General features: G+C 56.6%; 14 protein-coding genes. 6 read left to right on the top strand and 8 right to left on the bottom strand.

Features of this window, described 5'->3' with window-relative positions; genetic code table 11:
- Nucleotides 1–687: helix-turn-helix transcriptional regulator (locus tag AC6RA8_RS05120; protein WP_500351047.1), on the top strand; the 687-nt coding region annotated here is incomplete at its 5' end.
- 122 nt (nt 688–809) lie between these two features.
- Here AC6RA8_RS05120 and AC6RA8_RS05115 read toward each other — a convergent pair.
- From AC6RA8_RS05115 to AC6RA8_RS05100, 4 genes are read right to left on the bottom strand one after another with little or no spacing between them, the layout of a single operon-like run.
- The gene (locus AC6RA8_RS05115; protein ID WP_500351046.1) at nt 810–1,346 is read right to left on the bottom strand and encodes a peroxiredoxin-like family protein; all 537 of its coding nucleotides are present in this window, start codon (nt 1,344–1,346) and stop codon (nt 810–812) included.
- Nucleotides 1,347–1,388: 42 nt separating this feature from the next.
- Entirely contained in the window at nt 1,389–1,784 is a 396-nt protein-coding gene (locus AC6RA8_RS05110; RefSeq protein WP_500351045.1) for a VOC family protein, read from the bottom strand.
- A 16-nt stretch (nt 1,785–1,800) separates the two neighbouring features.
- Nucleotides 1,801–2,115, bottom strand: coding sequence for a muconolactone Delta-isomerase family protein (locus AC6RA8_RS05105; protein WP_500351044.1), 315 nt, complete (start codon nt 2,113–2,115; stop codon nt 1,801–1,803).
- A gap of 4 nt (nt 2,116–2,119) precedes the next feature.
- Entirely contained in the window at nt 2,120–3,199 is a 1,080-nt protein-coding gene (locus AC6RA8_RS05100) for an L-dopachrome tautomerase-related protein (RefSeq protein ID WP_500351043.1), read from the bottom strand.
- A gap of 92 nt (nt 3,200–3,291) precedes the next feature.
- Here AC6RA8_RS05100 and AC6RA8_RS05095 point away from each other — a divergent pair, with 92 nt between their 5' ends.
- Nucleotides 3,292–4,170 carry a LysR family transcriptional regulator gene (locus AC6RA8_RS05095; protein ID WP_500351042.1) on the top strand — a complete coding sequence of 293 codons (879 nt, stop codon included), beginning with the start codon at nt 3,292–3,294 and terminating at the stop codon, nt 4,168–4,170.
- A 523-nt stretch (nt 4,171–4,693) separates the two neighbouring features.
- Here AC6RA8_RS05095 and AC6RA8_RS05090 read toward each other — a convergent pair.
- The 3 genes from AC6RA8_RS05090 to AC6RA8_RS05080 form a co-directional block, all read right to left on the bottom strand.
- On the bottom strand, nt 4,694–6,316 hold the full coding sequence (locus AC6RA8_RS05090; RefSeq protein ID WP_500351041.1) for an FAD-binding oxidoreductase: 1,623 nt from the start codon (nt 6,314–6,316) through the stop codon (nt 4,694–4,696).
- A 17-nt stretch (nt 6,317–6,333) separates the two neighbouring features.
- Complete coding sequence (locus AC6RA8_RS05085) at nt 6,334–6,810, bottom strand: nuclear transport factor 2 family protein (protein WP_500351040.1); 477 nt, start codon at nt 6,808–6,810, stop codon at nt 6,334–6,336.
- Between the two features lie 64 nt (nt 6,811–6,874).
- Nucleotides 6,875–7,495, bottom strand: a complete 621-nt coding sequence (locus AC6RA8_RS05080; protein WP_500351039.1) for a glutathione S-transferase family protein — start codon at nt 7,493–7,495, stop codon at nt 6,875–6,877.
- A gap of 113 nt (nt 7,496–7,608) precedes the next feature.
- Between AC6RA8_RS05080 and AC6RA8_RS05075 the strand changes: the two genes are divergently transcribed.
- Nucleotides 7,609–8,508, top strand: coding sequence for a LysR family transcriptional regulator (locus AC6RA8_RS05075; protein WP_500351038.1), 900 nt, complete (start codon nt 7,609–7,611; stop codon nt 8,506–8,508).
- A gap of 67 nt (nt 8,509–8,575) precedes the next feature.
- Here the strand turns inward: AC6RA8_RS05075 and AC6RA8_RS05070 are convergent, their stop codons facing one another.
- A complete protein-coding gene (locus AC6RA8_RS05070; protein ID WP_500351037.1) occupies nt 8,576–9,424 on the bottom strand; it encodes a LysR family transcriptional regulator in 849 nt (282 codons plus the stop codon).
- A 124-nt stretch (nt 9,425–9,548) separates the two neighbouring features.
- Here AC6RA8_RS05070 and AC6RA8_RS05065 point away from each other — a divergent pair, with 124 nt between their 5' ends.
- Genes AC6RA8_RS05065 through AC6RA8_RS05055 form a run of 3 tightly spaced genes read left to right on the top strand, consistent with a single transcriptional unit; the run spans nt 9,549 to nt 11,992 of the window.
- A complete protein-coding gene (locus tag AC6RA8_RS05065; RefSeq protein ID WP_500351036.1) occupies nt 9,549–10,895 on the top strand; it encodes a lactonase family protein in 1,347 nt (448 codons plus the stop codon).
- 60 nt (nt 10,896–10,955) lie between these two features.
- A complete protein-coding gene (locus tag AC6RA8_RS05060) occupies nt 10,956–11,459 on the top strand; it encodes a cytochrome P460 family protein (protein ID WP_500351035.1) in 504 nt (167 codons plus the stop codon).
- The gene (locus AC6RA8_RS05055) at nt 11,456–11,992 is read left to right on the top strand and encodes a cytochrome b (RefSeq protein WP_500351034.1); all 537 of its coding nucleotides are present in this window, start codon (nt 11,456–11,458) and stop codon (nt 11,990–11,992) included. Before AC6RA8_RS05060 ends, AC6RA8_RS05055 begins: the two co-directional genes overlap by 4 nt.
- The last annotated feature ends 514 nt before the right edge of the window (nt 11,993–12,506 follow it).

Raw genomic sequence — 12,506 nt, 5'->3', positions numbered from 1 at the left:
AAAATGCGTCGCACCGAACGCCTGTTCCAGATTATCCAAATACTGCGATCTACCCGGTCGCCGATCACAGGACGGGAGTTAGCAGATGAATTGGAAATCTCACTCAGCACGCTTTATCGCGACATGGCAGAGCTCCATGCTCAACGCATTCCGATCACGGGCGAAGCTGGCGTCGGGTATGTGCTTGATGACGGGTACGACATGCCGCCACTGATGCTGACAGCGGACGAATTAGAGGCTGCGGCCCTTGGTGCCGCCTGGGTAGCTTCGGAGGCCGATCCATCATTGGCCCGCGCCGCCCGTGATCTGGTCTCGAAGCTTTCCTCTGCCATCCCAACGGAGCTCTGCCCCGTTGTCTTGGACGGCAGTACGAAACCTATTCAGACCCGCGCCACTGTATTCGAACGGTTTGACAGCGCCCTGTTGCGCCACGCAATCCGACAAAAATATCGGCTTCAACTTATCTACACTGATCGTGACGGTAGCACGACGGATAGGATTGTCTGGCCTCTGTTGATCGCGTTTCTGGATCGGACGAGGTACCTTGTCGGCTGGTGCGAGACGAAGGAAGACTACCGGCATTTTAAGATGGAGAGAGTGGAAGAGCTAAAAGCACTTGGGCAAAAATACCCCGGGCGGCGAACCACGCTTCTTAACGGTTGGGAAGAGGCAACTGAGCGACCATAGACGGACGCGGCCCTTTGCAGTCACTGGTTTTGGACTTCTTTGCCGCGCTGCAGCTTCGTCACAGCGGACGTTCACAATTGTCGGTGAAACTCGATCAAAATGAGGAATGTGAAAGTGATCCTTCAAACAGCCCCGACGTACTCTCCTCGCGCCGGATAGTCATTCGCAATTGCAAAATCCAGTGTACTAACCAGCTCTGAAAAATGCGGTCGTACGAACGGCATGGTCTGTACCGAACCATAGTAAAGGGTTCGCTCGGGCGTCACCATGAACAGGCCTGGTTCCGAAAAGAGCGCCGGCTCTTCGATACCAATTGACGTTTTGCCGCGCGAAGTCGAGATATAGAGCCCCCATTCACGCGCCTTGGGCAACGGTAGGTCGTAGGCAAAGCGCATGCCGTCATTCTCGATTTTGTTAGACATGGCACGAGTACGCTCTTCGCCGTCGCTACTGATGGCGATGACGCCAACGCCGCGCTCGGCAAAGTCGGATACGCGCTTGTTGAGTTCGGTTAGGTAACTGGCGCAGATCGGGCAATGAAGCCCTCTGTAAAAGCAGATAACAGTGCCCCGTTCGGAGGCTTCAGTGGCAAGGTCAAACGTGCCGTCATCGAGAGTCGGCAAGGTCAGGTCGGGTGTCTTTTGGCGTGGGAGCAGCATATGTCTTTCCTTGGATTTAGGTGGTGTTTAGCGAGCGGGCCTTTAGTGAAAACGCCCGCCCTTCTGAAGGACTTCGACCTTGTAGCCATCGGGGTCGGTTGCGAAAAAGAACCGCGCAACCAGGTCACCCCCCGGGGCGAAGTCGACGAGGTCACCAATATCGACACCCTTTGAGGACAAGGACGCATGATGGGCGTCGACATCGTCCACAACAAAGGCGAGGTGCCCATAGCCGTCGCCCAGGTCATATGGGTCTTTCCGTGCTTTGTTGAGCGTCAGTTCAAGCTCAAAATCGGTGGCCGCCGTCGCCAGATAGGTCAGGCGAAAACTGTCGAAATCAAGTTGGCTGACAATGTCCATATCGAAGGCGTCCTTGTACCAGGCGATGGATCTCTCGTCGTCAAAAACGCGGATGCAGGAATGAACCATTTTTGTCATCGAAGATGCCTTTGCGTTAACGGCCAATGCGGTCTTTGACGTCGGTTGCGAAATCCTCGTAGCGCCGCAGTGACTTCACATCGACCTGCACGTGATGCCCCATCTTCTGCATGATCGGCAGATCGAACAGGATCTGGTCCAGCGCGTCAGGTGTTTCGACATCGACGATGGCAAGCACTTTGCGTTCGCCGACCACTTTCCAGAGATCTTTTACGACGCCCGCGGATTTGGCACCAAGGGCGGCCTCGGCTTCCTCGGCCCAAACGCCAAGGAGACCCTGTTGTTGCATGGTGGCATCGTATTCAACAGTGAAGTCCAAACGATAGAGCATCGCGCTACCTCCCGCTCACGGCAGTGCCGAGGGCCGGAAACCGCACGATCCGGTAGGTGCCGAGCGATGCGTCCTCACCGCCGTTCAAAACCGGTGAGCGGTGGAGTTCGTTGATCGTCGCATAGACAAAACCGTCCACACCCATCGAAAACCCGTCGGGCCAAGGCAGGTCTTCGTCAGATTGATAAAGCACCTCATAGGTACCGTCAGATTTGGTCACACCAATCGCGTTGTCCGTCATCGCGGTGATGTAGACATTCCCATCCGCGTCCACAGTCGAGCCATCCGAAATCACCTTGTCGCCGTAGCGTTCGACCTTGGCGGCCAGTTTTTCGTCACTCAGACTGTCATCCAAAAGATCCGTTGTGCGCACCCGATACATCGACGCAGCCGTCATCGGCGCGAAGTAAACCCATGTGTTTGTAGGGTCGATGGTGATGGGATTTATGCCGATTTTGGCGGGATTGCCGCCCAACAGGATCTCGCGGTCATCGATGATCATCGGCGTGTCCTCAGGCACGGTAAACGCACTGCCTTCGAGCACGCGGCGGGCACGTCCGGTTTCCATGTCGATCACGATGATGGCGGAGTTGGAGCCGTCGCCAGTGTCCGAGATATAGATGGCATTGTTTTCCAGATCGACCGCAAGGTCGTTCAGGAAAGAAGTTGGGCGTGCTGCCGGCTGACCAACATAGTAGATCGCATGCAACTCTTCGGAATTGGTGTTCCACCCAACGACACGCCCAGTCTGACCGTCGCCCTGGCCGTCGAGCATCCAAAGCACGCCAGTGCGGTCAGCGCGCAAACCCAGAACGCCTTGCAAGCCGTCGCCGTCCTCCAGTGGTGCGCGGGCCCAGTCATCGGTCGGATAAGGCTTGGTGCTGCCGTCGGGCATGACTTCAACCACCCGCAGTTCCGGGCCATAAAATTCATGAACGGACATGAACATGCGCCCGTCCGGCCCAATCGCCAGATTGCCGGGAGGCATATCCTTTGGGAATTCAAGGTAGGTTTCCAATCCCGCGGCCAAAACGGGGCTGGCCAATACAGCAATCGTACTGACGGCAGACAAAAGGCGTTTCATGACATCTCCTCCATTTGTTGACATCGCAGTAGCGCGAATGAAAAAGTCGTGGAAAGATGTTGAAATTAGAAACCACCATTTGAAGAATTCGAATGTACTCTATCGATGACTTGAAGACCTTTGTCGCCATTGCAGAAGCCGAAGGCGTCACGGCTGGCGCACGGCGTGTTGGCATCTCTCCAGCGACGGCCAGCCACCGGCTTGGCAAGCTTGAAGCTGCCCTTAAGCTCACTCTGTTTCACCGGAACAGCCGAGCCTTGAAGCTGTCAGATGAAGGGCGGATCTTCCTTGAGCGCATCGAAGCAATCCTTGCGGATCTCGCACAAGCTGAACGCGACGCGGGAAGCGGGGCAGCTGAATTGCGAGGACTGATGCGTGTCACGATGTCGCCCTGGATTTTGTCCCGGTTCATTTTGCCCGCCTTGCCCGATTTTCAGCGAGCGCATCCTCAACTTCGGATCGAGTTTCTTGCAGTCGATCGCTTTGTGTCGCTGTCCGGAGAGGGGCAAGACTGCGCCATTCGCGTTGGCAAGCTCACGGACAGTGCTCTGGTCGCGCGCAAGCTGTGCGACAACGACCGCATTGTTTGTGCTTCGCCCGGCTTTCTGTCTCGCCAAGGCACCCCAGAAACGTGGCAAGACGCTCTTGAACTACCGTGGGTCTGTCTGCCTTGGCAAACACGGTTGTCTTTTACCAACGCAAAGAGACAGCGGCAGGACGCAACCGTTCAGGCCAGTGTGCTCGTTTCAAACTCTGATACATTGACGGGTGCTGTAACTCAGGGCCTTGGTTTGTCCATCAAGTCTCGATTGGCCGTGCAAGCAGAACTTGATGCGGGCGCGCTTGTGGAAGTTGCGCCGGGATCACTTTGGCAAGCGGAAGCACCAATTTGGTTTGTGTATCCACCCGAAGGACGATCATCCTCCAAGACGGAGCTTTTTGGACGTTTCGTTTCTAAGTGCTTCGCTTGACGGCCCATTCCGGGCGCCCGACGCCAATCATTTCTGCTGCGCCGCGGTCCATCAAAGACGAATGTGGGCTCTTCTATTCAATGGCGCGAAGTTAACTTCAGCCCGAGGAGCAGAGCCGCCGCCGATGCGTTCAACACATACTCGTGCACTGACCGTTAGTGTTTCAACAATACATGTTGACTCTAGTTTGTAGACAGACGGAAATAGCCCGTCCACAACGATGTACCTCGCGGACATGATCAGGAATTGAGGCCAGAAAGGTGTATCTACAGTGGCGAACTGTAGGAAGAGGGCCGCGAAAAAGACAACGGCCTTCGGATTTGCAGCAGATGTGAGAAACCCTTGAAATCAAGGGGTTTTCAGTGAATTTAGCTTGTGTTGTCCTCGCGCCGCAGTTTCATCTGGCTTGGCGCATCGGATCATCTGAACACCGAACCAAATCAGATACACGCCCCCTTCCCCATGATGACAGCAAGCGTCGTCGCAGATGCCGCATTCACAGTCGGCATTGCGGACAACCAAACTACGCTCCGAAGGTTTCAAATTTGATCTGGTCGGCCGGGACACCGCCTGCCTCCAAACCGTTTTTCAGTCCAGTCATGAAATCCAGCGGCCCGCAAAGCATATAGTGTGCGTCCGATCCCGCTCTAAGCGACAAGAGATCTGCGGCCGTAATCCGGCCTTGGACGTCGAAGGTTTTGCCCAGATGATCGGTGCCTTCCGGCGCACTGAAGAAGATTTTCCGTGTCGAGTTGGGATTTGACGCAACCAGTTGATCTACCTCATCACCGAGCGCATAGGCGCGCCCGTTTCGAGCGCCGTGAACATACCAAACCGACCTGTGACTATTGCTTGCCGAGGCTTCATAAAGCATGGCAAGCATCGGAGTCAGGCCGACACCTGCACTGACGAGAACCAAGGGCGTATCATCGTCGGGGATCACAAAATCACCAGAAGGCGGTTTGGCCTCTATCACGTCACCGACGCGCACGTCGTCATGGAGAAAGTGAGAGCCGACACCACCAGGTTGACGCTTGACGCTGATCCGGTAGTGAGAGTCCGCCGCTGAACCGGACAGCGAGTATGTCCGCTGCACCTTCGTACTCTGGTCCGGAATATCGAGCGTAATTGGCAGGTGTTGACCCGCACGAAAAGGCGCCAGCGCTTCTCCGTTCGCGGATGCAAGATGGAACGATACAATGCCCTCGGCTTCCACCACCTTGTCCGTCACGGCGAGCTTGGTCGTTGCCACTGGCTCGGCTGTCCAGCGTAAGGAGAGCGCTGCGGGCCTATCAATAACGGCATCAATTTCCACATCAATAACACGCAGGTTGTTTGGATCGCGCGCCTCCTCTGGGGTCCAGTCGATGGTGGCTCGCCCGGATACATGCAAAAGTCCGCCATTTGCGAAGTCGACAAAAAGCAGCCCGATCCGCGGGTCTTCGAGTAGGTTCCCAATTGTGTTGAAGAAATTGTTGCCCGAGTAGTCCGGGATGCGCAGTCGGGTCGGACCGGCCACTTGGACAAACCCTGGCTCACCGCCGCGGTGTGAGGCGTCATAGCCATCGGAAACGGCGTTTTGCGACCCGTTCCGACCGGATCCGACGAACAGAGTATCCGCAGATGCTATGAGCGTCATCTGTTCGGGAGTGAGTTCGTCAGATGCTATAGCTTCATGCGCTGAGGTATCGACCCGCCACCATTCCCGCTCGTTTATGTACTTCGGACAATTCCCGAATGTCTGACGAATCTCGATCGCGAACCCCTCCTTGGTTCGACGTGTTCTGCCGCTGAAGCGATTGCGGCGACGGGTCGCCAGCTCGATGCCCACCACGCCAATGTCCGCGCCGTCCAAAATGGCCTCGCTGAGTGGATCTTGCGGATCAATCGTTGTTGCAAGCGACAACGTGCGTGAATCCGGCGAACTTATAAATCCATTTTCGCCTTCAATGACGGTCGTCCAGACACGCCCTTGTGCATCGCCGGAAGCAGCAACCAGAAAGGGCTGAGCCTGATAGAACGCGCGGTGTTGATCCGGCATGAAGTCACGAATGAAAGGTGCCACGCGTGCGGCCAGCCCGTTGACGCCTGCGCGTTCTTGCGCTGCCAGTTCGCCTGAATGAAATGGGTTGTCTGCATAAAACATCGATTTGTCCTTTTTGCTCAAAGGCCCAGATCGCTCAGGCCTGGGTGATCATCGGGACGCCGCCCCAATGACCAGCGGAACTTGCGTTCCTCTTCCTGGATCGGGTGTTCATTGATGCTGGCGAAACGGCACGCCATATAGCCGTTGTCGTCGAACTCCCAATTCTCATTGCCATAGGCGCGGAACCAGTTGCCGCTGTCATCGTGGTACTCATAGGCATAGCGGACCGCGATGCGGTTGCTTTCGTATGCCCAGAGCTCCTTGATCAGTCGGTACTCCAGTTCCTTGGCCCACTTGCGGGTCAGGAACTCTTTGATCTGGGTGCGACCCTCAGGGAACTCGGCGCGGTTGCGCCACTTGCTGTCCGGCGTATAGGCCAATGCGACTTTGGACGGATCTCGTCTATTCCAGCCGTCTTCGGCTAGGCGCACTTTTTCAATCGCTGTCTCTCGCGTGAATGGCGGCAATGGGTAACGTGGTGCTTCAGCTGACATATGCTTGTCCAGTTCAGTCTTGTGGGCATGCCCAGAGGCTGACGGGCCTCCGAGCGTTGCGGAGTTAGGACGCGAGACCAATTTCGGTGGCTGGCATCGCTTCAAAACCGTCCAATGCCTCGAACCGGGCAATCCAGGCACGGACATTCGGGTAAGGCTCCAATGAAACATTTCCTTCGGGTGCGTGGGCCGTGTAAGAATATGTGGCCACGTCAGCGATCGTTGGTCGATCACCAACAAGCCAATCACGACCGCTCAGACCATCTTCCAGTTTCTGCATGGCTTTGGCAGCGGTAGCGGCAGCGAACTCCGCATCCAGCGGCGCGCCAAACACTGTGATGAGCCGAGCCGCGCAAGAGCCAAAGGCAATCTCGCCGGCAGCAAGCGTCAGCCATCTTTGAACATTGGCTTCGCCCTCCACATCGCTTGGCATCCAGTCGGGCGCATACTTTCGAGCGAGGTACACCAAAATAGCGTTTGAATCCGAAACGATTGTCGCGCCGTCTTCCAGCACAGGCACCTGTCCATTTGGGTTCATGGCAAGGAATGCGGGTGTTTTGTGTTCACCAGCAGCGAGATCGACGAAGACAGCCTCGTGGGCAATACCTGCGATCTTGGCGAAGACCAAAGTGCGATGTGCGTGGCCCGATTTTGGAAAGTGGTGAATGCGAATGACGTTTGGCATGTATCGGCTCCTACTTTGATTAATTGATTTGAAGACACAGATACTGCTTGCGCGATTTGATGATAATCGTCACAAAATGGGAATGTTTAAGCCCTCAAGAGGCGCAATCTGTCATGGACAAGATCGACCGCATGCGGGCCTTCGCGCTTGTTGCAAGGAATGCTTCTTTCACAGTCGGCGCGCAGCGCATGGGGCGGTCCGCACGGCTGGTGAGCAAATACGTTGCGGATTTGGAGGACGCGCTTGGCGTGCAACTGTTGAACAGAACCACACGCAGTGTGTCCCTGACGGATGCGGGTGCCACGTATCTGGCCATGTGTGAACCGCTTCTAGATGGGTTCGACGAACTGGAGGAAACTGTCCGAAACCAACAGTCGGCTTTGCGCGGTGTTATTCATATCTCGGCGCCAACCGGGTTTGGCTCGGTACGGCTTGCGCGTTCTCTTGCTGATTTCGCGGCTCAGCATCCAGAGGTCGAGATTGATCTTCGGCTTTCAGACCGGCGGGTGTCCGTTATCGAGGAGGGTCTCGATCTCGCGATCCGCATTGGCCCAATGCGCGACAGCTCACTCAAGGCCCGCCAACTTGGTCCAATGCCTTTGGTGGTCTGCGCATCACCGGCTTATCTGAAACGAAATGGGACGCCATCTCATCCGTTGGCGTTGGAGACTCATCAGTGCATTCTGGACGGCAACATGACGGACCCGACGGTCTGGCGCTTCAATGTGGACAGCCAGGAACTGGCAGTACATGTCCAAGGTCGGTTTCGCACCAACGCGCCAGCCGCCTCGGCACGGTTAGCCGCAAATGACATCGCGATTGCGCGCTGTCCGGCCTACACCGTTGCCGAAGCCTTGAAATCAGGGGAGTTGGTCGAGCTTTTTGCCGGGTGCCGCGTGACACCCTTCGTGGTCGCCGCTTTGTTTCCTCAGAACCGCCGTTTAACCACCCGAGTGCGCGCGCTGATTGATCACCTCGCACATGACGTGTCACTCTGCTCGGATATTGCGTGATGAACGCGCGTGAAAAGGCATGTGGAGACTATCACCGACAAAGAGAATGTGGTGTATCATCCGCCTCCTACCCCGCTGCGCTTACAGCCGATTTTATCAGCGTTGCGATCATGGGCCTGCGGTCGAGAAGACGTCGGGCAATCGACGTTTCAAGCTTGAGGCCGGTATCGGTAGATGCCAAGCAGTGCTCTGACTTTTCGAATGGTGTCGGGTAATCCTCGGTGGCTGCGAAAGGCCCGAAGCCGGCGCGCGACAATATGATAGCCCCCAGCATCGTGTCTGCTTCCGCTGCCGGGTATTCGCCACTTCCTTCATTTGCTTGACGGGCCAATGCCCCCATCAGCACAGGGGCTTCGGAGCGGGGATAAGCGACCATGGGTTTGCGGTTCATGGGGTCAGGGTTGCCATCAAACAGCGCCATGGGTGTCGAAAGAAGGAAGGTCTCGGACAGGTCTGGCGCGTGAAGTGGCGGGTGCAAGAAGGCGGCATCGATCATCCCCTGTTCCAGCCTCTTTTCGAGGCCAGCCGTCGTCCCTTCATAGAGCTTGACGCGTGCGTGCGGGTGATGTGCACGGAATGCGATGAGCGTAGGAATTACAATCTGATATGCGGCGACTTGGGTCATACCGATGCGGAGAGTCTGGCCCAACCCAGCCTGTGCATTTCGAGCCGATTGCGTCGTTTCTTCGGCGGTGGTGATGACACGTTCCGCCCCCTCGACAAACTGCTCGCCCGCGGGAGTGACGCTGACCCCACCGCGATCCCGTTCAAAGAGGCGCACTCCAAGTTCTTCCTCAATCCGCCGCAATCGTGATGACAAAGCGGGTTGCGTCACGTTCAGACGCCGTGCTGCGCGGCCGAAGTGCGCCTCCTCCGCGATTGCGATAACGCTTTCATAGTCGGTGAGGGCAAACACCTTTGATAACTCCAGTTTATCAAACTTATCGGCTCACTGCATGGTAAGCCGCCTTCATTGATCAATCTTATGTCGGGAACTGCTCGGATCAAGCGATGCACCCTCGTCATGAAAGGAGATCAATTTGAAGACCCAACTCACCATATTGGCCGTATCGACGGCACTGACGGCCCCCTCCTTCGCGCAACAAGCCGGGTCACGCGACGCCCGTGGGCAGCTTGAATTCGAAGGGAGGTTCCTCGTTTCTGTTCAAGATGCCGACATGGTGTCCTCTGCCTACGTCAACGGGATGCTGGGCCCGCGTGAGGGCGCTGATACACTTGCTGTGATCCCGTTGGATGGTGATCCGCGCGCTTGGGAGGCGGCGGAGATCTTTGCATCAAACTCGGTGGCTGGACCACCCGCCGCGGTCGAAATCACTCCGGATGGTCAATTTGCATTTGTCGTCGAAACCTTCACGCCGCGTCCTGACAACGACGCCGAGCAAAGCTTTGGCGACAAGTCCATTGGCTCGACGCTGACCGTGGTCAGCCTTGCCGATCCATCTGATCCCGAGGTATTGCAGACGTTGACTGTTGGCCAGCGTCCGATCGCTGTCGAAGTGAACCCAACCGGTACTCTTGTCGCCGTTTCCTACTCAATTGACGGCGGATCTGGCGGTGAAACGCCAATGCAAATCTTCCGGATTGGCGAGGATGGGACGCTTGCCGAGCCAGTCTCTCCAACGATCGAAGGGTACGCACTCGGCGAAGACAACATCATGGATATGGACTGGCATCCGGACGGCGAGATCATGGTTTGGATCAACCAGTTCGCCAACACTATGCAGTTTGCTCGTATCACGGAAAACCTGGAGGTCGAACCTTACGGCAACGTTGTCGAGATCGATCGCGCACCATACCGCGTCCTGTTCACGCCGGATGGCAATCACGCCGTGACGAACGCTCTCTATTGGGGCCCGGACATCGCAGGCATTTGGATCGAAGCACCTCGTGGGCAGGTCTTGACCGTACGCATGAATGCGGAGACCCGCGATGACGGCACGGTGCGTCACGCTTTGGTCGACCGGGTGATGACCGGGGTTTCGCCCGAAGGTCTTGCCGTATCGCCGGATGGCAGGTGGGTCGCCACGACCAACCTCGAGCGAAGCTACTTGCCGTACGATGATGCCCGCATCACTTGGTACTCTTCGGTCACGCTCGCCGCGTTGGATCAAGAGACGGGTGATCTGACCGAAGTCGGCACCTTCACTTATGATGGTATTCTGCCTGAAGCGGCCGTGTTCGATAACTCCGGCACCTACCTTGCAGTGGCGAATTACGACCATTTCGACGATCGCCGCGCGGGATCGAGCATTGACTTCTGGCGCATCCAGACCGACCCGCTCGATCCGGGCAACACGCAGCTGATCAAGACGGAGCATTCCGTCCCGGTCGCACGCGGTGCGCATTCCATGGTCATTGCGAGATGAGTGCACGGGTCGCTCTGACGATGATTGGGGCGGTGCGATTCCGGACGAAGGAGGTAGACAATGAAACGCGGACGTTCATTGGCTGTAGTTGGCTTAGCTGCGGCCGCTGCGGCCGGCGCAGAAACACTGACATCAACCGACCGCTACGGCGAGCCTTACGTCGCCTATGCCCAAGTTGATCGGACAGATGGTACGTACAGACGTATGCTGACCACACCTGACGTCCTGGAAGTGGCACAGACTGGAGCGCCGCTGCCCGATGGCACACGCATCCTGATGGAAACCTACTACAGCCCAGGCAATCTCAGCACGGTGTTTCACAAGAAAAAGGTCGATGGGCAGTGGCACTATGGGTCATTCAATGGGCAGGGAACAGTCAACTTGTCGACCCGGCCACAGGCGTCCTGCTTGTCGTGCCATGCCGGCGCCGCCGAGACCGACTTCACCTTCACAAGGCCTTCTCTCGACGCGGCGCTTATCCTGGGCGAAACGCGGCTCACGTGCGATCGCGGCGGTCGAAGCCCATGTGACGTAAGCGTTTATCTTGAAGGTGTCGAAGAGTGAGTGTGCGCTACAGCTTGCATCTGCGACTGATCCATTGGATCGCGGTTGCGCTCGTTACTGTGCAGTTAGTTCTGGCAGCACTGAATATCCTACTTTACGAACCGCGCCCGATCTTTGCGGAAACCCTAGTCCAAGCCCATATCGCGGTCGGAGCGGTTCTGTTCTTGCTGACCGTGGTCCGCATGATGTCGCGCTGGCTGTCGACAGCTCCGCCAAAATCCACTTCACCTGGCCTGCGCATCGCCGCCATGATCAGCCACGGCTCGCTATACATCTGTCTCCTTGCGTTGCCCATCACGGGGTACCTGAAACTCGCGGCGCTTGGATTTACTGTAACGCCGTTTGGTCTGGTTGCACTGCCCGTGCTCCCACTGAATACATCACTCGCGCAAGCCGCAGACCGTGCGCACGATGGAGTCGCGACCCTTCTCGGAGCGCTTTTGAGCCTGCACATCGCTGCGGTTTTCCTTCATCGCCGTTTGGACGGTCGACGTGTAATGAACCACATGTCAGTTGGGCGTCGCATGAGCTAAGTGGAGCCTCCTCCTCGCCGATGCGCAAAGTTGGACGGGACACCTTTGCCCACACCTCAGCCACGCGCAGCGTTCTTTTGTTTGGGCTCATTTCTGGCCTTTGTGCTGACACGGCACTTTCTCGGCCAGTCAGCTTTTCGCAATTGAGGACGGCATGGACGGAACCTTGGAGCAACAGTGAACATGCTGCGGTCGCAGTTCCTTTTGCGGACCTTCGCCACGCCTGCATGGTCAACTGCTACTCAAACAAAAAACTTGCGGAACAGACTTTCCGTTCAATCCACGCTGAACCGTGTCAGCTTTGACGAATGTCTCATATGAAAAAACATGCGTTCGTGCATTCTGATGTCATGATGCGACCTTGGCTTTTGGTGATCGGAGTCATCTGTTTCTTAGGGTCTGGCTACCTATGGGTGACCAGTGATCCCTGGAAGCATGCGTCTTCGAAGGGTTCCGCTGATGCGCGCGCAATATATGAGGTTCAGACACGGCCAGACCGCGTTGGATTTTTGCT

The sequence above is a fragment of the Tateyamaria sp. genome (genome assembly GCF_059783535.1).
Note: the sequence above shows the minus strand (reverse complement) of the source record. Positions and strands in the feature narration are given on the sequence as shown.